General features: G+C 59.8%; 19 protein-coding genes. 16 read left to right on the top strand and 3 right to left on the bottom strand.

The window, feature by feature from the left end; translation table 11 throughout:
* The first annotated feature begins 239 nt into the window (after nucleotides 1–239).
* The 5 genes from H8B14_RS12635 (at nucleotide 240) to H8B14_RS12655 (ending at nucleotide 7,811) form a co-directional block, all read left to right on the top strand.
* Nucleotides 240–2,285 (top strand): HelD family protein, encoded by a 2,046-nt coding sequence (locus H8B14_RS12635; protein WP_187316011.1) that lies wholly within the window; start codon nucleotides 240–242, stop codon nucleotides 2,283–2,285.
* Between the two features lie 206 nt (nucleotides 2,286–2,491).
* On the top strand, nucleotides 2,492–3,277 hold the full coding sequence (locus tag H8B14_RS12640; RefSeq protein ID WP_187316012.1) for an MBL fold metallo-hydrolase: 786 nt from the start codon (nucleotides 2,492–2,494) through the stop codon (nucleotides 3,275–3,277).
* Nucleotides 3,278–3,495: 218 nt separating this feature from the next.
* Nucleotides 3,496–4,797 (top strand): PAS domain-containing protein, encoded by a 1,302-nt coding sequence (locus H8B14_RS21350; protein WP_187316013.1) that lies wholly within the window; start codon nucleotides 3,496–3,498, stop codon nucleotides 4,795–4,797.
* 40 nt (nucleotides 4,798–4,837) lie between these two features.
* Nucleotides 4,838–5,191 (top strand): hypothetical protein, encoded by a 354-nt coding sequence (locus tag H8B14_RS12650; RefSeq protein WP_187316014.1) that lies wholly within the window; start codon nucleotides 4,838–4,840, stop codon nucleotides 5,189–5,191.
* A 202-nt stretch (nucleotides 5,192–5,393) separates the two neighbouring features.
* Nucleotides 5,394–7,811 carry a PAS domain-containing sensor histidine kinase gene (locus H8B14_RS12655; protein WP_187316015.1) on the top strand — a complete coding sequence of 806 codons (2,418 nt, stop codon included), beginning with the start codon at nucleotides 5,394–5,396 and terminating at the stop codon, nucleotides 7,809–7,811.
* Between the two features lie 596 nt (nucleotides 7,812–8,407).
* Here H8B14_RS12655 and H8B14_RS12660 read toward each other — a convergent pair.
* Nucleotides 8,408–10,288 (bottom strand): CHRD domain-containing protein, encoded by a 1,881-nt coding sequence (locus H8B14_RS12660; RefSeq protein ID WP_187316016.1) that lies wholly within the window; start codon nucleotides 10,286–10,288, stop codon nucleotides 8,408–8,410.
* A 175-nt stretch (nucleotides 10,289–10,463) separates the two neighbouring features.
* On the opposite strand from H8B14_RS12660, the gene H8B14_RS12665 reads away from it, so the two are divergent.
* A complete protein-coding gene (locus tag H8B14_RS12665; RefSeq protein WP_187316017.1) occupies nucleotides 10,464–10,940 on the top strand; it encodes a nucleoside deaminase in 477 nt (158 codons plus the stop codon).
* A 127-nt stretch (nucleotides 10,941–11,067) separates the two neighbouring features.
* Here the strand turns inward: H8B14_RS12665 and ffh are convergent, their stop codons facing one another.
* Both ffh and H8B14_RS12675 read right to left on the bottom strand, forming a co-directional pair.
* Entirely contained in the window at nucleotides 11,068–12,417 is a 1,350-nt protein-coding gene (ffh, locus tag H8B14_RS12670) for a signal recognition particle protein (RefSeq protein ID WP_187316018.1), read from the bottom strand.
* Between the two features lie 46 nt (nucleotides 12,418–12,463).
* Nucleotides 12,464–12,877 (bottom strand): hypothetical protein, encoded by a 414-nt coding sequence (locus H8B14_RS12675; RefSeq protein ID WP_187316019.1) that lies wholly within the window; start codon nucleotides 12,875–12,877, stop codon nucleotides 12,464–12,466.
* A gap of 103 nt (nucleotides 12,878–12,980) precedes the next feature.
* On the opposite strand from H8B14_RS12675, the gene H8B14_RS12680 reads away from it, so the two are divergent.
* The 10 genes from H8B14_RS12680 to H8B14_RS12725 all read left to right on the top strand — a co-directional run bounded on the left by H8B14_RS12680 (nucleotide 12,981) and on the right by H8B14_RS12725 (nucleotide 25,454).
* On the top strand, nucleotides 12,981–14,315 hold the full coding sequence (locus H8B14_RS12680) for a glycosyltransferase family 4 protein (protein ID WP_315984826.1): 1,335 nt from the start codon (nucleotides 12,981–12,983) through the stop codon (nucleotides 14,313–14,315).
* 156 nt (nucleotides 14,316–14,471) lie between these two features.
* Nucleotides 14,472–15,491, top strand: a complete 1,020-nt coding sequence (gene pseB / locus H8B14_RS12685) for a UDP-N-acetylglucosamine 4,6-dehydratase (inverting) (RefSeq protein ID WP_187316020.1) — start codon at nucleotides 14,472–14,474, stop codon at nucleotides 15,489–15,491.
* Nucleotides 15,492–15,647: 156 nt separating this feature from the next.
* On the top strand, nucleotides 15,648–16,835 hold the full coding sequence (pseC, locus tag H8B14_RS12690; RefSeq protein WP_187316021.1) for a UDP-4-amino-4,6-dideoxy-N-acetyl-beta-L-altrosamine transaminase: 1,188 nt from the start codon (nucleotides 15,648–15,650) through the stop codon (nucleotides 16,833–16,835).
* A gap of 123 nt (nucleotides 16,836–16,958) precedes the next feature.
* On the top strand, nucleotides 16,959–17,684 hold the full coding sequence (locus H8B14_RS12695; protein WP_187316022.1) for a cytidylyltransferase domain-containing protein: 726 nt from the start codon (nucleotides 16,959–16,961) through the stop codon (nucleotides 17,682–17,684).
* 102 nt (nucleotides 17,685–17,786) lie between these two features.
* Entirely contained in the window at nucleotides 17,787–19,259 is a 1,473-nt protein-coding gene (gene pseG, locus H8B14_RS12700; RefSeq protein WP_187316023.1) for a UDP-2,4-diacetamido-2,4,6-trideoxy-beta-L-altropyranose hydrolase, read from the top strand.
* Nucleotides 19,260–19,304: 45 nt separating this feature from the next.
* Nucleotides 19,305–19,994: a DUF4328 domain-containing protein gene (locus tag H8B14_RS12705; protein ID WP_187316024.1), complete on the top strand. Its 690-nt coding sequence runs from the start codon at nucleotides 19,305–19,307 to the stop codon at nucleotides 19,992–19,994.
* Nucleotides 19,995–20,026: 32 nt separating this feature from the next.
* The gene (gene pseI / locus H8B14_RS12710; protein WP_187316025.1) at nucleotides 20,027–21,067 is read left to right on the top strand and encodes a pseudaminic acid synthase; all 1,041 of its coding nucleotides are present in this window, start codon (nucleotides 20,027–20,029) and stop codon (nucleotides 21,065–21,067) included.
* An 8-nt stretch (nucleotides 21,068–21,075) separates the two neighbouring features.
* Nucleotides 21,076–22,380, top strand: coding sequence for a glycosyltransferase family protein (locus H8B14_RS12715; protein WP_261990007.1), 1,305 nt, complete (start codon nucleotides 21,076–21,078; stop codon nucleotides 22,378–22,380).
* Between the two features lie 76 nt (nucleotides 22,381–22,456).
* Complete coding sequence (locus H8B14_RS12720) at nucleotides 22,457–23,830, top strand: DUF7033 domain-containing protein (RefSeq protein ID WP_187316026.1); 1,374 nt, start codon at nucleotides 22,457–22,459, stop codon at nucleotides 23,828–23,830.
* 145 nt (nucleotides 23,831–23,975) lie between these two features.
* Nucleotides 23,976–25,454 carry a lipopolysaccharide biosynthesis protein gene (locus H8B14_RS12725; RefSeq protein WP_187316027.1) on the top strand — a complete coding sequence of 493 codons (1,479 nt, stop codon included), beginning with the start codon at nucleotides 23,976–23,978 and terminating at the stop codon, nucleotides 25,452–25,454.

Consider the following 25,454-nt stretch of genomic DNA (forward strand, 5'->3'; position numbering starts at 1 on the left):
TGCATTCTCAGCCTGCCATTTCATCCTGGTCCTGTGAAGAGCCCCTGACGATTAGTTGGGGGCCTTTTTTATTCCGGGCTCACAGATGGCAAAGCAGCGCTGGGGTGCTCACCCGCTTACCAACAGGCGCTGGCTAAGCAACTCACATGCAAAGCAGGCCAGCAGAAATTCCGCGAAACGCTTCGGCAGGCCAGGATTTGCTGGCACCTTTGAGGCTCGATTGTCAAGTACAGCCCGCCATGAACGCTACGCAGCAGGAAGAAAAAGAATACCTCGAAGAAATAAAGGAACAGCTGACGTTGGCCGTGCGGCGGGTAGATGAGGCCGTCAAACAGTTTTCCAGGGAGCTTCAGCAGAAGAAAGAATACATTCACGAGCACCAGTCGGGCATGGACGAGGCCGATATGGTGGCCGCCGACCAATCCATCAACCGCATGGCCCTGACGGGCGAAGGGGCCGTGGGCCGCAAGCGCCGCCTGCTCAAGCTGGGCCAGTCGCCGTACTTCGGCCGCATTGATTTCGCCAGTTCAAACCAGGGCGCTGTACCGGTATACATCGGCGTGTATTCCTTTTTCGATGAGCAGCAGCGCCGCAACCTGATTTACGATTGGCGGGCCCCGATTTCCTCGCTCTTCTATGATTTCGAGCTGGGGCCGGCTTTCTACACCACGCCTTCCGGCACTGTACGGGGCACCATCGAGCTGAAGCGGCAATATAAAATCCGCGACGGCCGCCTGGAATTCATGCTCGACAGCGACGTGAACATCCACGACGACGTGCTGCAGCAGGAACTGGCCAAGTCTTCGGACGACAAGATGAAGAACATCGTGGCCACGATTCAGCGCGACCAGAACGCCGTAATCCGCAATGAAACCGCGCCGGTGATGATTATTCAGGGCGTGGCTGGCTCAGGCAAAACCTCCATTGCCCTGCACCGCATAGCGTTTCTGCTGTACCGCTTCCGCGAGACGATTGCAGCCAAAGACATTCTTATCATTTCGCCCAACAAAGTATTTGCCGACTACATCTCCAACGTGTTGCCTGAGCTGGGTGAAGAGCATATTCCGGAGCTGGGGATGGACGAGCTGGCCGCCGACCTGCTGGAAAACCGGTACCCGTTCCAGACCTTCTTTGAGCAGGTTTCTGCCTTGCTGGAGCAGCACAACCCGGCGTTTATCGAGCGGATCCGGTTCAAGTCGTCGTTTGAGTTTTTCGGCAAGCTAAACCAGTATCTGCTCCACATCGAAAACAACTACCTCAACTGGACTGAGCTTCGGATCGGCAGAACAGTAGTGCCGGCGTCTCTGATAGAGCAGAAGTTTAAAGCCTACCACCGGGTGCCGCTGCTGAAGCGTTTCGCACTGGTAGCCAACGACGTCCGGGCCTACGTGCGCGACGCCGCCGGGCGCAAGCTCACCGGCCAGGAAAAGGGCGCCATCAGCGAAGCAACCAACCGGCTGTTCAAATTCAACAACGTGCTGGACCTGTACCGCGACTTTTATCGTTGGATTGGCCAGCCGGAACTGCTACAGCTGGGCCACCCCGTACGGTTGGAATACGCCGATGTATTTGCTTTGATTTATCTGCGGATTCGTTTGGAGGGTGCCACCGCCTACGACCAGGTCAGGCACCTGCTGGTCGACGAAATGCAGGATTACACTCCAGTGCAGTATGCGGTGCTGTCCCGGCTGTTTCCGTGCCGCAAAACCATCCTGGGAGATGTAAGCCAGACCGTGAATCCCTACAGTGCTTCTTCTGCTGAAGCCATTGAACGGGTTTTCCCGCAAGCGGATGTGGTTAAGCTGCACCGCAGCTACCGCTCCACCGTCGAGATTACTGCTTTTGCGCAGCGGCTCATGCCCAATCCTCACCTTGTTCCGCTGGAACGGCACGGGCCGGAGCCTGCCGTTGTGCGCTTTGCCAGCCCGGCCGAAGAGCTGGTTGGAATTCAGCAACTGCTTGCGGCTTTCAAAAGCTCCGGAAGCTATTCGCTGGGAGTTATCTGCAAAACGCTGCGGCAGGCCGAGCAGGCATATGAGGCACTGCAGGCTTCCGGTGTCCATCTGCTGACAGATGAGTCGACAAAATTCAAGGAAGGAGTTGTCATTACCACGGCCCATTTGGCGAAAGGGCTGGAGTTTGACGCAGTCATCGTACCGTTTGCTTCGGCCCGCCATTACAAAACGGAGGTTGACAAAAGCATGCTCTACGTGGCCTGCACCCGGGCTATGCACCAGCTCACGCTGACCTACTCCGGTGAACTCACCCCCTTTTTATCTGCCTAGAAAGCAGAAAGGCCAGCCTGCGTGCAGCGGCTTTCCGGCGAACCGGAACGGGTTAGAATAAGCTGCGCTGGCAGCGCGCAAGGCGGCTGGTCGGAACTTGTGCGGGCAGAGTGGGTTATTGTCCTGATTTTTTGGTGGCAGCTTCTGCACGGCACCCCATTACCAGGAAAACTCCGTATCACTCCTCACCCACAGACAACACCTTGATGAAAGCCACTCTTCTTACGGTAGCCCTGGCCGCATTTGCGGTGCAGGCACAGGCCCAAACCGCCCCCACCACTACCGCGCCGCGCGTAGCCCCCGACCAGATTACGACCAAAAAGGGGCCACTCACAGTGCAGCCTATCACGCATGGCAGTGTGGTGTTCACTTGGAATGGCAAGACCATCTACGTGGACCCCTACGGCGGCGCAGAGGCCTATGCCGGGTTGGCAGCACCCGACGTCATCCTGATTACTGACATTCACGGCGACCATCTGGACTTGAAAACAATAGCGGGGCTCTCCGTTGGCAAAGCCCTGATGGTGGTGCCGAAAGCAGTGGCTGAAAAGCTGCCGGCAGAATACAAAGCGCAGGTGCGTATTCTCGGCAACGGCCAGCAGCTCGATACGCTGGGCATGCGTGTATCGGCCATTCCGATGTACAACCTGCCCGAAGCGGCGGATGCGCCGCATATTAAAGGCCGCGGCAACGGCTACGTGCTTAACCTAGGCGGCAAAAACGTGTATCTGTCCGGCGACACCGAGGATATTGCCGAAATGCGCGCCCTCAAGGGCATTGATGTGGCCTTTGTGTGCATGAACCTGCCCTACACCATGGACGTGAACCAGGCGGCGCAAGGCGTGCTGGCTTTCAAACCCGGTATTGTGTACCCGTACCACTACCGCGGCCAGAACGGACTGAGCGACGTAGATGGCTTCAGAAAAACCGTGAATACGGCCAACAAGAAAATTGACGTTCGGCTGCGCAACTGGTATCCGGCCGCCAAGTAAAACAACCAAGCCGCCCCAAAGCGCCCTGCCAAGCTAAATGCTCGGCAGGGCGTTTTGTTTGTTAGGAGCTAGCCAGCCGCCTTACGCTGGCTTAAACCGAGCAAATTGCACTATCTGGCACAAGCTGCCAGAGCCGGTATCCGCTTCTGCTGCTAAGCTCGACTAAATCAAACCTGGGTGCTGGCACCTAACTTTGGCTGTTCCCCACCTCCTACTACATGCCTACTGCCACTCCCGATTATCTGCACCTGTTCCGGCTGCTGCCGCACAACTACCTGCTGCTGCTGCCAGACGGCACCATCGTCGACAACTCCGACAAGCACGTGGGCGTGTCTATGCTGCCCCGCGAGCAAGCCATGGGCCGGAATATTTTCGAGGCCTATCCTTCGGCTCCTGAAAGCCAGCGCGACCTGAGCGAGTCGCACGAGTACGTGCGCCAGCACAAGCAGCCGCACACCATGCCCCTCACGCGCTACGACCTGCAGCGGCCGGCTCATCAGGGCGGCGGCACCGAGGAGCGCTACTGGCGTATCACGCACTACCCGGTGCTGGATAGTAGCGGGGAACTGCTGTACATTCTGCAGCACCCGGAAGATGTAACAACCCAGCACCTGGCCGACCAGCAGCGCGCCGCCGCCGAGCAGGCCTTGCTGCAAGCCCGGCAGCGGGCCCTGTTTACGCTCGAAGCCTTGCCCGTGATGGTCTGGACCGCTCAGCCCGATGGCATCATCGACTATTTCAACCAGCGCTGGCGCTCCTTCACGGGCCTGGCCACAACCGATAACCCCACGCAAAGCTGGCAGTCCGTTATCCACCCCGATGACCTGCCGCATCTTGCTCAGGAGTGGGCCGAGGCCATTGCCGAGCGCCGCGCCTACGAGGCCGAGTTTCGGATGCGCCGCCACACCGGGCACTACCGCTGGGTGCTGGCCCGAACCGTACCGCAGCTTCAGCCGGATGGTAGCGTGGAGCTGTGGGTAGGCAGCGGCGTAGACATTCATGAGCAACGCACGCTGGTGCAGGAACTGATGGAAGCCAACGAGCACCAGATGCTTTTATCAGAACAGGCTTATCAGGCCGCCAAGCTGGCACAAGAGCAGCGCGAGACATTCTACACCCTGTTTATGCAGGCACCGGCTCTGATTGCCATCGTGCGGGGGCCAGCCTATACCATCGAGTTTGCCAACCCCGCCTACCACGAGCTATTTGCCACAAATGACTTGGTGGGCCGCACTGTGCTGGAAGTAGTGCCTGACGCTGCCGAGCAAGGCTTTATCGGGCTGCTGGACCAAGTATATCAGACTGGCGAGCCATTTTATGGCACTGAGATGCCCTTGCAGCTGCACCGGCGCGCCACCGGGCTGGTAGAAGAGCGGTATTTCGACTTTGCCTACCAGGCCTTCCGCGAAAACGACCAGATCGTCGGCATTTTCAGCTTTGCCTTTGACGTTACGGAGCGGGTACTAATGCGCCAGCAGCTCAACCAGCTGCAAGGCCTGCTCAACCCTGATCATAGCTGAGCTTTTGCTCTGTTTTTCTATCTGGTAGCGCCCCTTAGTTATGGATATTGATAGCCTGGAGTTTCAACAGGCCCGCATCAAACAGGTCGTATTCAAGTCCCGGCTGCGGTCGGTGCTCTACGGCGTGCGCGAGCCCGACCCGATGCTATTCTCGCTGGCGCAAAATCCGTTTGGGCAGTGGCTTGCCACTACGCTGGCCCCGCGTTTTGGCCTGACTCCGGAAGTGCGCGGCATAGAGCGGGCGCTGCAGCAGATGCTGCGCCACGGCCAGGAACTGGTTGCCCTCTTCCAACGGGGCCGGATTGAAGAGGCCCGCGCCGGCCTAGAGCGGATTGACGCTTACGCCGCTGAAATCGACCAGCTGCTTTCCCAGCTAGAGCAACGCAGCGCCTAGGCAGCCGATTCTTCGGTTGCTGCAACTGATTATAGAATCCGTTGCCGATAAAACACGTGGTAACTGCCGGGTCCGGTTTGCCTTCCCTACGTTCTCCTTCTTGCTCTGCATGCAGCCAGCCACTTTCCTAACTGCCTTTTCACCACTCGATGACTTGTTCAGCGACTTGCTTGCTGTTTCATTGACGGGTGTAATCTTTTATATGCCGCTTTACAACGCGGCTGGTGAGCTGATTGATTTCACGTTTGAGTACCTGAATCCCACGGCTCAGCGCATGATGCGCATGCCCGAGCGGCCGACACTCACGCACAATGAGCAGTGGCCGCATAGCAAAGCCCACGGCACCTTTGCCTTTCATGTTGATGCCTACGTGACGGGCCAACCCCGCGAATACAACATCAACTACCAGGCCGACGGCTACGATAATTACTACCGCCTGGCTGCGCGCCGCTCGGGCGCGGGGCTGCTGGTGAGTTTCACTGACACTGCTGACCAGCCCCGTAGCCAGGTGGAAGTGGCCCTGCGCGAAAGCCAAACCGCCGAGCGCGCGGCCCGGGCCGAAGTAGAGCGCCAGCGCCAGCAGCTGCAGCAGGTTTTTTACCAGGCGCCGGTAGCTATTGCTGTGCTGGATGGCCCCGAGTACAGTATATCCCTGGCCAATCCTTCCGTCTGCCAGATCTGGGGCCGTTCGCAGGAGCAGCTGCTTGGCATTCCGCTGATGCAGGCATTGCCGGAACTGCAAGGCCAAGGCATCGAGTCCCTGCTTGATGGCGTACTGCACTCCGGTGAGCCATTTATTGGTACAGAGCTGCCGTTCAGCCTGTACCGGAATGGTGCCCTGGATACTATCTACTTCAACTTTGTTTATCAGCCTCAGCGAAACGAGCAGGACCAGACCACCGGGGTGCTGGTGGTAGCCACCGATGTAACCGACCAGGTGCTGGCCCGCCAGCAGGTGCATCAACTCAACCAAGAGCTGGAAGGCCGGGTAGCGGAGCGCACCGCCGCCGCCCTGGCCCTGCAGGCTGACCTGCTGGCGGCCACCCAACGCCAGGTGCAGGAGCGCGAAACGTTTTACCAGGTGTTTGCACAAACGCCCGCCAGTATTGCGTTGCTGCGAGGCCCTGAACACCGTTTCGAGTACGTCAATGAGGCATATCAGCATCTTTTTCCGGGGCGCGTGCTGGTAGGCCGTACGCTGGCGGCGGCCCTGCCCGATGCTGCCGAGCAAGGGTTTGTGGCTTTGCTCGACGGGGTGTACCGCACAGGTAAAACGTTCTTCGGTACCGAGCTTCCGCTGGCAATTGAGCAGCCTGAGGGCCGTCCTGCCCGGCAGGCATACTTTAATTTTACGTATCAGGCCTACCACGAGCATGGCCAGATAGCTGGCATCTCCATCTTTGCCTATGATGTAGCCGAGCAGGTGCTGGCCCGCCAGCAGCGGGAGGCGCAACAGCGGCAGCTGCACGATTTGTTCTGGCAGGCCCCGGCGCCCATTGCCATCCTCGATGGCCCCACCCTAGTGTTCCAGCTGGTCAATCCCGCGTACCAGCGCATCTTTCCGGGCCGCGACTTAGCTGGCAAGCCGCTGCTGGAAGCTCTGCCCGAATTGCTTGGTTCGCCGGTGCCAGATCTGCTGCAGCAGGTGTACACCACCGGCCAGACCTACGTTGCGCTGGAGCTGCCCCTCATGCTGTCCCGCCACGAGGGTGAGCCGCTCGAGGAAATTGTATGGACGTTCACTTATCAGGCGCGCCGGAATGAGCGTGGCGAGATAGATGGTGTCTTGGTGTTTGCTTATGACGTAACCGAGCAGGTGCACGCCCGGCGCCATGTTGAAGAAAGCGGCCAGCAGGCCTTGGCTCTGGCCAGTGAGCTGGCAGCCTCCAATGCACAGCTCACGCGCACCAACATCGACCTGGATAACTTTATTTACACCGCGTCTCACGATTTGCGTGAGCCTATCACCAATCTCGAAGGCTTAATAGTGGCCCTGCGCGAAGAGCTGCCGCCCTCTGCGTTCCAGGTTCCGCTTGTTTCGTCATTGCTGCTGATGATTCAGCAGGCCGTGGCGCGGTTCCAGCTGACCATTGCGCAACTAACAGATCTGGCGCAGCTGCAGCAGGCCCAGTTACAGGCCATTGAGGCAGTAGATGTTGCCAGTTTGGTAGAGTCTATTTGTTTGGACCTGGCTCCTCGCCTGCAGGCCGCTGATGCGCAAGTAAAAGTAGATATACCTAAAGGGCTGGCTGTATCATTCGCCCCGAAGCACCTGCGGAGCATCTTCTATAACCTGCTCAGTAATGCGGTGAAGTACCGTGACCCTTCCCGGCCCTTGGTTGTGTCGTTGCGGTGCTCCCGCACAGCTGACTCCGTGCTGCTGGAAGTCCAGGACAACGGCCTGGGGTTGGATGCAACCCAGCAAAGCAAGCTGTTTGGCTTGTTTCAGCGCCTGCACCATGATGTGGAAGGCTCCGGCATTGGGTTATATATGGTCAAGCGCATCATCAACAATGCCGGGGGTAGCATCACAGTCCAGAGTCAACCCGGAGTAGGCTCTACCTTCTCTGTTACCCTGAACGATTCTTTGCCCTTGGTAGTAGCAGGACGGCCAGAGTAAGCAGTCCGGCTAAGGCAGGCAGTGCGTAGCAGCAAAAAATTATTTGTGCTTCTTAAAGCTCAACAGCTACCAAAAGCCTGGGTTTGCGCCTCATTTTCACCATTCACTTGAAACGAGTGAGGCAGTACCAGCCAGTGCCTGCTTGCAAGGTGGCCGCTGGTCTGGCTCACTTAACGCCACTTAACTAAGCTCTGCTGCCGAAACGACTTTCCGAGCCAGTCACATGATTCTGAGCAGTAGCTCGCTCGACTGTATCTACCCCCACTATCCGCTCATAAAACTAGGCGCCGCTTTCACCGAGCTACGCGCATCTACCTGACTATAAGAAATAAAAAAAGGACGACTAGCAGCCGTCCTCTTTCCCACAACCAAAACACCTAAATATTATTTAGATGATTACAGCGCTTACAACTATCAGGCCAAACAGATAGAATAGGAGCCATTTTGCTGCCCGCTTACTCATGTATTTTTCCTGGCGCTTGTAGCACCTGTAGCTTAAAGAGTTGCCTAGCTACTACTGGCACAGTGCGCGCTGCATGAAAAGCCCACTGAAGATGGTTCAGTGGGCTTTTCCTTGCTACACGTTTTGGCTTATACTATTCCTTCACTATCCGGCTAACCAGGCGTGAGCCTTCTACTTCGATAGAAAGCAGATACATGCCTGCTGCCAAGCCCGGCAGCGCTACGGTTTGCTGGTTGGTACCGGCTCGAACTGCCAGTTGCTGCTGCACCAGAGTGCGGCCCAGCAAATCCGTGATTTGCAGCGTCCCACTACCGGCGCGGCGTGCCTCAAAGCTCACACCAACGGCGGCGCGCGTAGGGTTCGGGAAGGTGCGGAAACCTTCGGCTACCAGCGCCGCTGGCTGCGCCGAAAGCACAATGGCCAAGTCTTTGGCGCCCCGGAATACCTGGCCGCGAATTTCGCCGCCGGGGTTAGTGGCCGTGTGAATGTTTACATACATACTGTCGCGGCGGAACTGCAGGGCGCGGCGCGCCGTGAAAGGCCGGGCGGCATTGGGCGCGGCATTGCCGGTAGGCTGCCAGAATCCTTCCGCAGCGCTAGGTGCTGTCGTTGAATTAAAGAACGGGGTTAGCTCGAATACCACCGGGCCTGCCTGCGTGCGCAGTCCTGTGTGGAAGTGCCCGGCCTGCGCCGGCCCGCTCAGCCCCGCCCAGGTCATGCTGAAGCGTACGTTGCTCTGGTCGCGGTCCATGCTTACAAAACCAGAGCCGTACCCAGCGCTGGCCACGGGGTTGGGGCGCTCCTGTGCTCCATTAAGCGAGAACGTATAGCCTTCCCGTGCCAAACGGTACACCTGCCCCCGAATTTCACCCCCTGGATTAGCGGCCGTGGTGAACACCATGTTCACGCCACCCTGCAGAAACAAGTTTACGAGGGCCGGAGTCGGGCTGGTAAACAGCACCGAAAATGCATTGGGCGTTCCGGCCGGAATGGCCACGTTGGCAATCGGCGCAGCCGGATTGGCTTGCCCGGCATCAGCCTGGTACAATGCGAAATTGGTGGCTGGGCCACTCAGGCCGGTATGGGCCACAAAAATCCGCAGTGAGTCCAGCGTGGTATTCAGCCGCAGAAACGATACGGCTTTGGCCGTGGAGGCATTGGCCGGCACCATCTGGGCGCCGTCGAGGCGGGCATCGTGGCTGAGGTAGCGCGCATCCCGGATCAGCTGGCCCCGGATTTCGCCGCCGGGGTTGGCGGCCGTGTGCACGTTGATGTAAATCTGCCCGGCCAGCATAGCCGTGACAATGGCCGGCGTCGGCGTCACTTCACCTTCAATTACGTTGCCGTTTACCAACGAAAACAAATCGAGCACCACTGGCCCGGCCACGCCGGTAGCGCCTTGGTGGAAGTGGCAGGCCGTAATCGGGCCGCTGAGCCCACCTACCACCACCCGAAACTTCAGCTTGTCCTGGCTCTGCGCCAGGTTAAAGGTGCCAATGCCCACGCCATTGGTGGTAACAGGCGGTACTTCCTGCGTGCCCGACAGCGACGCCACAAACTCTTCGTCCTTCTCCACCTCAATCTGGCCCCGGATTTCACCGCCGGGATTGGCCGCCGTATGAATGTTGAGGTAGTAACCACCGCGCAGGTAGCGGTCCAGCTTGCCCCGGTCGATGTCGGCGCCGGTCAGGAAGCCTTGGATGCGGTTGCCGCGGATGAATCGAAACAGGTCGGTTACCACTGGCCCGGCGACGCCTCTGAGGCCGTTGTGCGTGTGTGCGGCCGTAATTGGCCCGCTAAGGCCCGCAAAAGAGCCGGAAATAAATAGCGTGTCCCGAGTAGGGTTGAGTGTGAAGCTGGCAGTTCCGCGGGCATTGGTGGTTACGGCAGGCACTTCCTGAGAACCGCTGAGTGTAGCCCCAAGGAGCAGATGGGCCCGCAGATGGTCGGCGAAGGCAGTACTGCTGCTTAGCAAAGTGCATAGCAGCAGCAAGCGAGTAAGAAGTTTTTGCATGGGAATAGGGTAAGAAATGAACAGAATGCCAACTGGTTATCAGGCCAGCTATATAGTAGATACCAATTTGATGCCTGCAGGTTATGTATAAAATTGCGTCCTTGCGGGCTTGTTTGCCAACGGCCGGGCCCGCGGCACCCACCAACAGCCTTTCCCGTTCTTTACTTCACCCTGTATGGAAGCTCCCAACCCCGAATTCATGCGCGAAGCCATTCGCCTGTCCGTTGAAAAGATGCAGGCCGGCCACGGCGGGCCTTTCGGCTGCGTTATCGTGAAGGACGGCCAGATCATCGCGCGCGGCTTCAACCAGGTCACCAGTACTCACGATCCTACCTGCCACGCCGAAGTAGACGCCATCCGCAAAGCCTGCGCCGCGCTGGGCACCTTCCAGCTCGACGGCTGCGACCTGTACACCAGTTGTGAACCCTGCCCGATGTGCCTGGGCGCCATCTATTGGGCCCGGCCGCGGCGCGTGTTCTATGGCAACACCAAGGCCGATGCCGCCGCCATTGGCTTCGATGACCAGTTTATCTACGACGAAATCGAGAAGCCCCTCCCCGACCGCCAGATTCCGATGACTGAGTTGCTGCGCGACGAAGCTTCCGCCGGCTTCCGTGCTTGGGAGCAGCACGAAAGCCGCACGGACTACTAGAATCACGGATTTCCTTCAACCAGGCCACAACGAAAAGAGGCTTGCCAATGGCAAGCCTCTTTGTTTTCAACGAACCTCAATCGACTACAAAATCTGTGAAATCCGCTTAAATCCGAAAAATCCGTGATTAGCGTAGCGGGCCTTTCATGCCCATCATGCGGGCCATTTGCTGCATGCCGCCTTTGGTCTGGCTCATCTTGTTCATGGTGCGCATCATTTTGCGCATGTCCTCGAACTGCTTCATCAGGTTGTTTACCTGCTGAATATCTGTGCCGGAGCCTTTGGCGAGGCGACGACGGCGGGAGCCATTCAGCAGTTCAGGCTGGGCACGCTCAGTAGGCGTCATGCTTTGGATGATGGCCTCAATCGGTTTGAAGGCGTCGTCGTCGATGTCCACGTCCTTAATGGCCTTGCTCATGCCCGGAATCATGCCCACCAAGTCCTTCAGGTTGCCCATCTTCTTGATCTGCTCCAGTTGGGAGAGAAAGTCATCGAAGTTGAACTGGTTTTTGCGGATCTTCTGGTTAATGCGCTTGGCCTCATCCTCATCGAACTGCTGCTGCGCACGCTCTACCAGGCTGATAACGTCGCCCATGCCCAGGATGCGCTGCGCCATCCGGTCGGGGTAGAACATGTCCAGCGCCTCCATCTTCTCACCCGTCGAGATGAACTTGATGGGCTTCTCCACCACTGCCCGGATGCTAAGGGCCGCACCACCGCGCGAGTCACCGTCGAGCTTGGTAAGCACCACGCCGTCGAAGTTCAGCCGGTCGTTGAAGGTTTTGGCGGTGTTCACGGCGTCCTGGCCGGTCATGGAGTCCACCACGAACAGTGTCTCCGACGGATTGATGGCGCGCTTCACCGCCTCAATCTCATTCATCATCTGCTCGTCCACAGCAAGGCGGCCGGCGGTGTCGATAATGACGACCTTCTTGTTGTTTTTGCGCGCATACTCGATGGCATTGCGCGAAATGTCCACCGGATTCTTGTTATCCGGCTCCGAGTACACCTCTACGTCCACCTGCGCGCCCAGCACCTTCAACTGGTCGATGGCGGCGGGGCGGTATACGTCGCAGGCCACGAGCAGCACCGTGCGGTTCTGCTTCTTCAGATAAGCGGCCAGCTTACCGGCAAACGTAGTTTTGCCCGAGCCCTGCAAGCCCGACAGCAGCACCACGGCCGGCTCGCCCTTGATGACGATGTCCTGCTTTTCGCCGCCCATGAGCTGCGTGAGCTCATCGTAGACGATCTTGGTCATGAGCTGGCCCGGCGACACGCTGATGAGCACGTCACGGCCCATGGCCTCGTCCTTGATCTTATCGGTTACCTCCTTGGCTACCTTGTAGTTTACGTCGGCATCCACGAGGGCGCGGCGGATTTCCTTAACGGTCGCGGCAACGTTGATTTCGGTGATGCTGCCCTGGCCCTTGAGGGTTTTGAAGGCTTTATCGAGCTTGGTACTGAGGTTATCGAACATCTGGTGATGTGCTGATTATTGATGAGTTGATGTGCTGAACGGGTATTTAAGAGGCTTTGCGCAGCACAATGCTTTCCAGAATTTCCAGGCGGTGCAGCATGTCGGCCTGCGTGGCCTGGTTGGCTTCAATGCGCACTAGCCGCTGGTCTATTTTCTGCACATCCGTTCGCAACTCGGCTACTTCCTGCTTCACACCGGCTACTTCCTGTTTCACGCTAGCCACTTCTTGCTTTACGCCAGCCACTTCCTGTTTTACGCCGGCCACTTCCTGCTTTACGCCATCAATCTTCTTCTCCATGCGGGAAAATCCGTCCGAAGTAGCTTCAGCGAAGCGGTTGAAGATGGCCTCGAACCGGTTGCCTAGGTTATCAATGGCCTTTTGATTGGCTTCTGTTTGCCGGTCTACGGCACGCAGGACGTCACCCATCAGGGCCAGCAGGTCGGTGTAGTCGGCAGCCATAGAGCAGCGTACGAATGAAAAACGGATTTAGCCTTCAAAAGTAACCAGAAAACCCCAAAAGGCCGCATCTGTGTACCTTCGCGCTTTGCCTAGCCTTTTGCCTGTGTCTGCTGCTCGTCCGCTTCGTTTGCTTGTTATCACCTACTACTGGCCGCCGTCGGGCGGGGCGGGCGTGCAGCGCAGCCTCAAGTTTGTGAAGCACTTACCAGCGCTGGGCGTCGAGCCGACGGTTATTACCGTGGACCCCGAAAAAGGTGCGTATCCGGTGCTGGACCACTCGCTGGCGGCCGAGGTGCCGGCGGGAGTACGCGTGATTCGCACAGGCACCTCCGAGCCGTTTGGCTCCTACAAGAAGCTCACAGGTCGCCAGCAGATTCCGTATGGTGGCTTCGTGGGCGAAAGCAAAACCAGTGTAACCCAGCGCTTTTTCAAGTTTGTGCGCGGCAACCTGTTCATTCCGGACGCCCGCCGCGGCTGGAATCATCACGCCCTGCAAGCCGTGGCCGAGCTGCTGGCCCAAGGCGAAACCTTCGACGCTGTACTCACCAGCTCGCCACCGCACTCCACGCAGCTGATTGGGCTGGCGCTGAAGCAGCGCTACGGGATACGCTGGCTGGCCGATTTGCGCGACCCGTGGACCGACATCTACTATCATCAGGAGCTCAACCAAACGCCGCTGGCCCGCTGGCTGGATGCGCGCTACGAGCGCCAGGTGCTGGCGCAGGCCGATATTGTGCTGACGACCAGCCCCGACACGCGGCGGCTGTTTCTGGGCAAGTCGCTGGAGTTGCTGCCCGGCAAGTTCCATGTGCTACCCAACGGCTACGACGAAAACGACTTTCAGCTGCCCTCCCAGCCGCCCAATGACCAGCTGCTTATCACCCACACTGGCACCATTTCCGAGACGTACCACATCGAGCTGTGGCTGAGCGCCGTGGCGGAGTGCGCGCGCCGCCACCCGGCGGTGCCGCTGCGGCTGCGCTTTGTGGGCAAAGTGTCGGACGGGGTGCAGCGCCAACTGGCCGACACAGGGCTGCTGCCTGTTACGGAGCTGGTGCCGTTTGTGCCGCACGACGAGTCGGTGAGCTATTTACGCCGCGCTACGGTGCTGCTGATGGCCATTCCAGACGTGCCGCACAACTTGGGCATTCTGCCGGGCAAGGTGTTCGAGTATTTGGCGGCTAATAAGCCCGTTATCTGCATTGGCCCCGCCGGCTCCGACGCCGACCTGCTGCTGCGTGAGTGTGGCGCCGGCCAGGCGTTTCCGTACGGCGCCTACGAGGCCATGCTGGACTATCTGGAGGAGTTGGTGGCGCAGTGGCAGATCAATCCGAACCTGGATTTGCCTTCACTCAGCCACTCCCGCTACTCTCGCCGCGCCCTCACCAAACAGTTGGTGGCGCTGGTGCAAGGCAATGAGGCAACAAGTGACAGGTAACAGATGTGCTCAATCAATAATATCGGAACAGGCAAGCCGTAGCCGGCCAGAGCCTTTCCAGGCTGCGCGCAGACACCTACCTTTGCCCTTTACCCCCCGATGGGGAACCTGTCACGTGTTACGTGTCACCTATTACCTCTCACCTCTCTCACCTGAATGGCCCTCGACCTCAATCATAAATCCATCCTGGTAACCGGCGGCACCGGCTCCTTCGGCAAGCAGTTTGTGCAGACTGTGTTCGAGCAATTTCCGCAGGTGAAGCGCCTGGTGGTGTACTCGCGCGACGAGCTGAAGCAGTACGAAATGTCGCAGATATTTCCGCAGAGCCAGTTTCCCGCCATCCGCTACTTCATCGGCGACGTGCGCGACGGCGAGCGGCTGAAGCGGGCCTGCGAGGGCATCGACATTATTGTACATGCCGCCGCCCTCAAGCAGGTACCCGCCGCCGAGTACAACCCGATGGAGTGCATCAAAACCAACATTTTCGGGGCTGAAAACGTGATTAACGCTGCCCTCGACTGCGGCGTGAAAGAAGTAGTGGCCCTAAGCACCGACAAAGCCGCCGCCCCCATCAACCTCTACGGCGCCACCAAGCTCTGCTCCGACAAGCTATTTGTGGCCGCCAACAACATGAAAGGCGCCCGCGACCTGCGCTTTTCGGTGGTGCGCTACGGCAACGTTATCGGCTCGCGCGGGTCGGTGGTGCCGTTTTTTCTGCAGCGCCGCGAGTCCGGCGTGCTGCCCATCACCCACCCCGACATGACGCGCTTCCACATTTCGCTGGAGCAGGGCGTGGATTTGGTGCTCTACGCGCTGGAAAACAGCTGGGGCGGCGAAATCTTCGTGCCCAAAATCCCGAGCTACGTCATCACGGAGGTGGCCAAAGCCATCGGCCCCAACTGCCGGCAGGAAATTGTGGGCATCCGGCCCGGCGAGAAGCTGCACGAGGAAATGATTACTTCCACCGACGCGCTGAGCACCGTAGAGCTGCCTAAATACTACGTGATTCTGCCCTTCACACCGCAGTGGGACGTGGAGCAGTTCATCCGGCATTTCAACGGCAAGCGTGTGCCTGAAGGCTTCCACTACGACTCGGCTAACAACGACGAGTGGCTGGACGCCGCGCAGATCCGGGAGGAAATCCGCCTGCACGTGGACGCGGAGTTTGCGGTGTAGCGGCTAGAGGGCTGCTGTTGCAACAAGCTTCCTTCATGCTGTTTTCGATTTAGTTGCACCACCCTTACCCACCACTGCCGCTTCCTGCCCAAGGAGCGGCAGTGGCTTTTATGAAGGGACCAGAACATTGAGGCCAGCCCCTTACTTTTGAATTCTATGAGCGCTCCTGTCTTCCAGCCTATCCGCCCCATCGCCTACGGCCGCCAGCACATCACCGACGACGACGTGCAGGCCGTGGTGGCAACCCTGCACTCCGACTACCTGACGCAGGGGCCGAAAGTGGCGGAGTTCGAGCAGAAATTTGCGGCGTATGTGGGGGCTCAGTACGCGGTGGCCGTGAGCAATGGCACGGCGGCGCTGCACCTGTGTGCGTTGGCGCTGGGCGTGCAGCCGGGCCAGCGGGTCATCACCACGCCCATCACGTTTGCGGCGTCGGCCAACTGCGTGCGCTACTGCGGCGGTGAGGTGCATTTCGCCGATATTGACCCGGCCACGGCCCTGATAGACCTGCAAGCTGTACGCCGGCTGTTAGAAAGCCACCCCAAAGGCTACTTCCACGGCCTGATTCCGGTGGATTTTGCCGGTTTACCCGTGAACTTAGAAGACGCTCGCCAACTCTGCGACGAATTCGGTTTGTGGATGATAGAAGATTCCTGCCACGCGCCCGGCGGCTTTTTCACCGACTCGCAGGGCCGGGAGCAGCGCTGCGGCAATGGGCAGTTTGCTGATCTGGCCATCTTCAGCTTCCACCCCGTCAAGCACATTGCCACCGGCGAGGGCGGCATGATTACCACCAACCGCGCAGATTTGTACCAGGAGTTGCTGAAGCTGCGCACTCACGGTATCACCAAAGACCCCGCCCAAATGCAGCGCAACGACGGCGGCTGGTACATGGAAATGCAGGAACTCGGCTACAACTACCGCATGCCCGACATGCTCTGCGCCCTCGGCATCAGCCAGCTCCAGCGCGCCGACGAGGGACTGGCGCGCCGCCGCCAGTTAGCCGCCCGCTACGATGCGGCCTTCGCGGAAATGCCGGCCGTAAGGCCGCTGCTGGGCGCCGTGAGCCACGCCTACCACCTCTACGTGATTCAGGTGCCCGACCGCAAAGGGCTGTACGACTTCCTGCGGACCCGGGAAATTTTTGCGCAGGTACACTACATTCCGGTGCACACCATGCCCTACTACCAAGGCCTGGGCTGGCAGCCCGGCGACTTTCCGCTGGCCGAAACCTACTATGCGCACTGCCTGAGCATTCCGCTGTTTCCGAGCCTTACCGACGAAGAGCAACAGTACGTTATCGACTGCATCCAGGAGTTTGTAACAGTGCATTTGTCATCCTGAGTTTGCGAAAAACCTTGTCACGTTAGGTGCATCGGACCATTACCGCTCAACGCAACAAGGTCCTTCGCAAGCGCAGGATGACAGTCCTCATCACCTGATTACCTTATCACTTCATCACCGCTTTTGAAAAACGTCGGCATCATCTCGCAGGCCCGCATGACCAGCACGCGGCTGCCGGGCAAGGTACTTCGGGCTGTGGCCGGGCAGCCGCTGCTGCACTACCACGTGCAGCGCCTGCAAGCCAGTGGCCTGCCGCTCTACCTGGCCATCACTGATCAGCCTACAGATGATGCGCTGGCGGACTACGCGGTGGCCAGTGGCCTGCCCTATTTTCGGGGTTCTGAAGACGATGTGCTGGCCCGCTTTCAGCAATGCGCCGCCGCGCACCACCTCGACGTGATAGTGCGCGTGACATCGGACTGCCCGCTGCTGGATGGCACGCTAATAGCCGCAGCTGTGCACGAGTATCTGGCCACCGACAATCCGCGCCTATACCTGTCGAATGTGCTGGAGCGTACGTTTCCGCGTGGCTTCGACTTCGAGGTGTTTTCGCGGGAGTTACTGGACGAAGCAGCCAAGCAGGCTACGCTGCCCTCCGACCGGGAGCATGTAACACCCTACATCCATCAGAACCGCTCGGGGCGGGTGCAGTTCCGCCACATCACGCGTAGCGCTAACCGTAGCGCCTATCGTCTCACGGTGGATACGGCCGATGACTTCGAGCTAATCCGGCAACTGATAGAGAACTACAACGCTGCCACGCTGCCTGCCGACGCCCTGATTGCCCTATTGGACGCGCATCCTGAACTGGTGGCACTCAATGCCCATATCGAGCAGAAAAAGCTGTGACGCACCGGGCCATTGCCAGTAGGTAGAAAGCAGTACTTCACACGTTCAGCCGCGCATTTTTAATTTTTAATTCTCCATTCTTAATTGACTCCTTCCCGCCTTGTGTTTCGTGCCGATGGCAACTCCCGCATCGGGCTGGGCCACGTAATGCGCCTGTTGGCGCTGGCGGAGATTCTGCGGCCGGATTTTGCGGAGTCGTTGTTTCTGATTCGGGAGCCGGACGAGGCGCTAAAGCAACAGTTGCTAGCGGCCGGCCTGCAAGTGACGACGCTGCCCATCCAGCCGCTGGCCGAGGAAGCGGCGTATCTCGTGCGCCACGTGCTGCGCCCCACCGATGTACTGGTGCTCGATGGCTACGATTTCCGCTACGACTACCAGAATACGGTACGCGGCGCAGTGGCCCGCTTGGTGTATGTGGATGATCTGCACAGCTTCTCGTTGGCCGCCGACCTGGTGCTGAACCCGGCGGGCGGCGTGCAGCTTAGTCAGTATGAAATGCGGCAGCCGGGCGCCCGGCTGCTGGCCGGCCCTACCTACGCGCCTCTACGCCGCGCCTTCCGGGATGCCACTCACCAGCCCGCTTCCGAAGCTTCGTACACGTCGGTGCTGGTGTGCCTGGGCGGCGCCGACCCCACCCACCAAACCCGCCATGTGGCGGCTGCCCTGCTCGCGCTGCCCACGGTGGCGCAGGTGCACGCCGTGGTGGGCAGCGCCTACAGCGGACTTGAGGCGCTGCAGGCCTGGTCTGATCAGCAACTCCGTCTGACACTGCACCACAGCCTACCCGCGCCGGAGCTGGTGGCCCTGATGCGCCAGTGTGGCGCCGCTGTATGCTCGCCGAGCACCATCAGCTACGAGTATTGCGCGGCCGGTGGCGGTGTGCTGCTGCTGCTGCCCGTAGCCGAAAACCAGCACGACATCAACCATTTCCTGCTGGAACAGGGCCTGGCGCTACCCTACCCCAGCGCGCCCAACGTACTGACCAGCCCCGAAGCCGGCCGGCTAACGCAGCAGCTACGGCAAGCCCAGCGACGCGTGTTCGATGGGCTGGCGCCGGTGCGGCTGCGCCAGGAGTTCCGGGCGCTGCTGCTGCCGCCACCGCCGTTTCTGCTGCGCCCGGCAACAACCACCGATTCCGCGCAGCTGCTCACCTGGACCAACGACCCCACCGTGCGGCAGTTCTCTTTCAACCCCGATCCGGTAGCGCAGCCTATGCACGAGCTGTGGCTGGCCGCTCGCCTCCGGGACCCCAACAGCCTGCTACTACTGGCCGAGGACGCCGCCAGCGGCCAGCCCCTCGGCCTGATTCGGTTTCAGGTGGAAGCCTCCCAAGCCACGCTCAGCTACCTGCTCGATGCCCGGTTTCGGGGGCGGGGGTTGGCGCCGCTGCTGCTGCTGGCTGGCACCCGGCAACTGGCGCAGACGTTCGGGGCAGTCCGGCAGGTGGTAGGGCATGTGCAGGCTGCCAACGTGGCGTCAATGAAAGCGTTTGAGCGGGCGGGGTTCCGATTGAGCCCGGCGGCAAGTTCTGCACCTGATTCGGTGACATTTAGTTGGGAAACTGCGGGGCTTTAGGCTTCTTTGAGGAATCAATTTCTCTTGATTCATTCTTCCTAGTTTATGCTTCGCGACAATTCGGCCCGCAGTCAGCAGGCACTTTACGTCTTTATTGGTTTGGGCTTGGTTCTGGCAGCCAGCGCCGCCGTGAACGTCATCTATTGCATTATACTGGGTGGTGGCAACCCCTATTCTACTACCGGCACCCTTTTCGCGAGTCTGCAGGGCCTGTTAAGCTTGGCCGTATTCGCCCTGACTATTCTTAGCGCCGTGGCCTTTATCCGGTGGATGCGGCGTGCCTACTACAACCTGACAGCCGTGGGCATTGTGGTAGAGTACGATGACAGCTGGGCCGTATCGGGTTGGATTGTGCCCATTATCAGCTTATCTCGGCCGTACACTATCATGCGCGAAATCTGGCAGCGTACCCAGCGCATGGGCTATGGTACCGTGACTTCGCACGCGCTGTTGCGGGTGTGGTGGACGCTGTTCTTGCTACGCAGCGCCAGCGGCATTGTCACTAGCCTGATTGCCAACCAGGCAAACACCCTGGAAGGAATCCGGGCGCAACTGCTGTGGCTGGCCGGGGCGGCGCTTTTCGATCTGGTGGCCCTATTCGTGACGCTGAAAGTCATTCGGCGGATTACGGATTTTGAGCAGCAGATGCAGCTACAGGCGCAGGTGGCCACGCTGGGTGGGCTACCTCCCGAGCCGGAAAATCTGAGTGCCACAGCCGAGGAAACGTACGGCTGACATTCCTGCGCCCTGCTTCGTAGTTTTGCGGCATGACGATTTCCTTTGGCTCCCGCCTCGTAGGCCCCGATCAGCCACCGCTTATTATTGCCGAGCTTAGCGGCAACCACAACCAGGACCTCAACCGCGGCCTGGCCATCGTGGATGCCATGGCGGCAGCGGGTGCCCACGCCATCAAGCTGCAGACCTACACCGCCGACACGATGACGCTGCCCGGCGCCTACCGCATCGACGACCCTAATTCGCTGTGGTTTGGGCGCGAGCTGCACGAGCTATATCAGGAGGCCCACACGCCCTGGGAATGGCACAAGCCGCTATTCGAGCGCGCCCGGCAGCACGGCATGCTGGCGTTCAGCTCCCCTTTCGACGAAACGGCCGTCGATTTTCTGGAAACCCTCGACGTGCCGGCTTACAAGATTGCCTCCTTCGAGAATACCGACTGGCCGCTGCTGCGCCGCGTGGCCGCCACTGGAAAGCCCGTGATTATGAGCACCGGAGCCAGCACTTTAGCCGAGGTGGCCGAGGCCGTGCAGGTGCTGCGCGCAGCCGGTTGCCGCGAGTTGGTGTTGCTGAAATGCACCAGCACCTATCCTGCTACGCCCCAAAATACCAACCTGCGCACGCTGCCCCACTTCCAGCAGCTGTTTCCCGACGCCTTAGTGGGTCTCTCCGACCACACGATGGGCGTAGGGGCAGCCGTGGCGGCAGTGGCCCTGGGTGCCTGCGTAGTGGAAAAGCACGTAACGCTGCGCCGCGCCGACGGCGGCGTGGATTCGGCCTTTTCCCTGGAGCCTGAGGAAGTAGCCCAGTTGGTGACGGAAACGGAGCGCGCCTGGCAGGCCCTGGGCCAGATTCAGTACGGCGTGCAACGCGCCGAGGAGCAAAGCCGCCTCTACAAGCGCAGCCTCTACGTGGCGCAGGATATCCAGGCCGGCGAGCTGTTCACGGTCGAAAACCTGCGCGTGGTACGCCCCGGCGACGGCCTGCCCCCGCGCTACTATGATCAGCTGCTGGGCAAGCCGGCCCGCCAAAACCTACGTGCCGGCACCGCCCTGACGTGGGACGCGCTATAACGCCGGCCATGCCTGATTCAGCTGTACCACCTACTCCCGCCGCCCGCCTGCGCGACATCCTGCAGCTGCGCTTCACGGCCCTATTTGCCACGCTGCCGGCCCGGATGCTGGAGCCCATTTCGCCGGCCAGCCCGTGGAAACGGCTGCTTAAAGTGGCAGGTTACGCCGGGCTGCGGCTGGTGGGCAATGTGTTTCAGCCCATCCGAAACCCGGAAAACCTGCACGGCAAAGTATGGCTGTATGCGGTGAGCCAGAACAACTACGACTCGCTGTATTTCCTGCGGGCGGCCCGGCCCGATGCGGTATTGGTAGCCGGCCAAAGTAAACAGCTTGGGCGCTACAATGGGCAGGTAAACCGGCTATCGTTGCGGCGCAAGCTGCTATATTATGGGCAGCTGCCGGGCGTGTACCGGGCGTTGCGGCGCACGGAGGGGGAGCAGGCCTGGCGGTTTTTTGATTTGATTTTCAACGCCATTGGCTACTACGAGGTGTACCGCCGAGCCCTGCGCCACCACCGGCCGCGGGCCGTGGTGTTTGCCAACGACCACAACGACGACGCCCGCGCCCTGCTGCTGGCCTGCCACGCCGAAGGCGTGCCCACCGCCTACGTGCAGCACGCCAGCGTGAGTGCCAACTTCCCACCGCTGGGTTTCGACCTGAGTTTGCTGGAAGGCCAGGATGCGCTAGACAAGTACCGCCAGTGCGGCCCAGTGCGCAGCCGCGTAGAGCTGGTGGGAATGCCCAAAGCGGATCCTTTTCTGGCCCAAAAGAATCAGAAGCCGCAGGTACAGCGCGTGGGCGTGGCTTGCAACACGCTGGATACCACCGAGGCCATCACCGAAACCCTGGCTTATCTGCTGCGCGAGTTTCCAGCCCTTACGTTCACCTTCCGCCCACACCCCAGCGACCTGCGCGACTTCTCGTATCTGCGGCAGCTGCACCCGCAGCTGCGGTTTTCGGATGCCCGGCAGCAAAACGTATTCGAGTTTCTGCAGCAGCAAGACGGGCTGATTGCGGCTGATACCAGTACACACCTGGAAGCTACGCTGCTGAACCTGGCCAGCATCTATTTCCGTTTCGGCACCCACGTGGTGGCCGACGACTACTACGGCTACGTGGCCCACGGCCTGGTGCCCCGCGCCGCCACGCTGCCGGAGCTGGCAGCGCTGCTGCGCAACTACCAGCAGCACAAACCGCTGAATTTGTACCGCAAAGCCGCCTACTACAACGCCACGCTGGGCACTCCCGACGAAGGCCACAGCCAGCAGCGCGCCGCCCGCTTCCTGCATGAATGGCTTGCAACTGTAGCATAAGCGTTAGCTTGGGCCGAATAGCTGCTTTCAAGCTTTCAATCCTGCTACTTTTCTGATTCAATTCTCTGCCGAAACCATGCTGCCGCCGCTGCCACCTGTCGTTGCTACCACGCCCGAAAGCCGGCTGGCGTATGTGTTGCACCATTTCTGGCAGGCCTACGATGGACGGCCGGAGGTAACCTGCGGCTATAAAGCCACGCAGCCGCAGGTGAGAATCGTTGACGCGGCCGGCACTTTCTTCGCCGAAACCAACCCCTACCCCGCTCCCCCCAACTGGCGCGACTGGGACGGGCAGCAACTGCCGTTTTTCTTCGACCCGCACCCCGAAAAGCCGCTGCTGGAACTGCTGCCCAGCGGACAAGCGCGTATCAATGCTGATATCGTGTCGGCGGCTTTTTACCTGCTCAGCGGCTGGCAGGAGTTTTTCTCTGACGAGCGGGACCGGCACGGCCGTTTTCCGTTTGCAGCCAGCGTGCAGCACCGCTACGGGTTCGTGGCCGTGCCCGTCGTCAACTACTACTTCGAAGTGCTGAAAACGGCCGTGGAGCACGCCACGGGCCGGCCGCTAGCGCCGCGCCGCTGGGCGGGTGGCGTGCCCTTCGCCACCTTCGTCACGCACGATATCGACAGCCTGCACGGCGCCTGGAAGGCGCCGGCTAAAGCCGCGCTGCAGCAGCGGCAGTGGCTGCGCTTCGGCAAACAACTCTGGCAGCACTTCACTCGGCCCGATGCCTGGGACAACCTGGAGCTGGTGCAGCGTACAGTTGCGGAGTTTGGAGCAAAGAGCACATTCTTCTTCCTGCCCGAACACCGAAAAGCGGCTAACGGCACGCCGAATGCGGATTATCAAATTGCGGCCTTACTACCGCGAATAAGAGCTTTGGAAGCGGCCGGGGCGGAAATTAGGCTACACGCCAGTATTGGCACCGCCAACGACAGTAACCAGTTGATTCGGGAAACTTCTTTGGGGATAGGTACGCCCAACACCGTACCTGGCGTGCGGTTTCACTACTTACAATGGGAGCCGCGCATCACGCCAGGCGTGGTTGATGATTTGGCCTTCGAGTACGATTCTACACTAGGGTTCGCCGAGCATTTCGGCTTCCGCAATTCCTATTGTCTACCTTTCAATCCATTCGATTTCACGAGCGGCCAACGGTATCGTTTCCAGGAATTTCCGCTCAACGTTATGGATGCTACGTTGCATCACCCCAACTACCTGCAGCTGGCCCCCAACGAAATCCTGACGGCCCTGACGCCCATGTTCCGGGAAATCGAGCGGTTCGGTGGCGTCTGCACGCTGCTTTGGCACAACGACCACTTCGACCCGGCCAACACCACCACCGGCCCACGCCAGTTCGCCGAGCTGATGCACTACCTTCGCAGCCGCAATACGGCTTTCGTTAACGGCACGGATATTTGTGCGGCAATGCGCCCTCTATCATCCTGAGCAGCGCGAAGGATCCTTGCGCGTCAGCGAGATACCAGAACTTAGTCAGAGGTAGAGATACTTCGACTGCGGCTGCGCCTTCGCTCAGCATGACGGCCTGATTTCGTTCGATTCCCCTCATCACTTCATTACCTCATCACGTCCATTGGGTATCGTTCGGCGGCAGGGGCTGCGCAACACGGTTATTTCTTACGCGGGCCTGGCACTGGGTTTCGTAAATACGGTGCTGGTGCTGCCCAAGGTGCTGGAGCCGCGCCAGATTGGCCTGACCAGCGTGCTGGTGGCGCTGGCCACGCTGTTTGCGCAGGTGTCGGCGTTTGGATTCGGCAACATGGGCGTCCGGTTTTTCCCGTATTTCCGGCAGCCCGAAACCGGTCATCGGGGGTTTCTGCCGTTTCTGCTGGGCGTGCCGCTGCTGGGTTTTGGACTGGTGGCAGCGTTGTACTTGGTGGGCAAGCCGCTGGTGCTGAGCTGGTATCCCAAGGATGCCGACTTGCTGCGCGAGTACTACGTGTGGGGGCTGGTGCTGGCCTTGTTCACCCTGCTACTCAACCTGCAGGATTCCTACCTGAAGTCACTTTATCACACAGCGTTTTCCTCGTTTGCGCAGGAAATTGTGCTGCGGCTGCTCATAACGGCGGGCGCGCTGCTGTTTGGCAGCGGCTATCTGAGCTTCTCCGGCTACGTGCTCTGGTACGTGGGAGCCAGCAGCAGTATCGCGCTACTGCTTACGCTCTACACCGCCTGCATCGGGGAGCTGCACCTGCAGCCTAAGCGGGAGGCGCTGCACGTGCGGCCGCTTCGGGAGATGCTCAGCTTTGGGGCGTTTGCACTGCTCGGCAACGTGTCAGGCGTCATCATCACCACCATCGATTCGTTGATGGTGGGCTCCAAGGTGAGCTTCGATGGGGCAGGCATCTACAGCGTGGCGTTCTTCATCAGCACGGCGCTGGTGCTGCCGTTTCGGGCGCTCTACAAAGTGGCGTTTCCGCTGCTGGCTGATTACTGGAAAGAAAACGACCTGGCGCGCATGGCCGACTTCTACCAGCGCACCACCCGTATCAACACGCTGCTGGGCTGCTACCTGGCTCTGGGTATTGCCCTCAACCTCGACTTCATTTTTGCCCAGATGAAGCCCGCCTACGCCGCCGGTACAAGCGCCGTGCTTATCCTGCTGGCCGGCCGCCTCTTCGACGGCATCACCGGCGTAAACGGCCTGATCGTCGTTACGTCGCCGCGCTACCGCTACGATTTGCTGTTCAACGCCTCGCTGGCCGGCGCCACGGTACTCATGAATCTGTTGCTGATTCCGCGCATGGGCCTGACCGGGGCGGCAGTGGCTGCGGCCGTGGCATTGCTGGTCATCAATACGGCGCGCACCTGGTTTGTGTGGCGCAGCTTCGGGCTGCAGCCTTTCGATAAGCGCGTCCCGCTGATTTTGCTGCTGGCCGCCGTGGCCGGCGTAGCGGCGTGGCTGGTGCCGTTTGTGCACTCGCTGTTTGTCACGATGCTACTGCGCTCCGCCCTGCTCACGGCCGTGTACGGTAGCCTGCTGCTACTCACCAACGCCGAGCCGCAAGTGCGCGTGGTGCTACAGAAGCTAATTAAGAGGAGTATTGCGTAA

Source organism: Hymenobacter puniceus (assembly GCF_014333525.1).
GTDB lineage: Bacteria > Bacteroidota > Bacteroidia > Cytophagales > Hymenobacteraceae > Hymenobacter.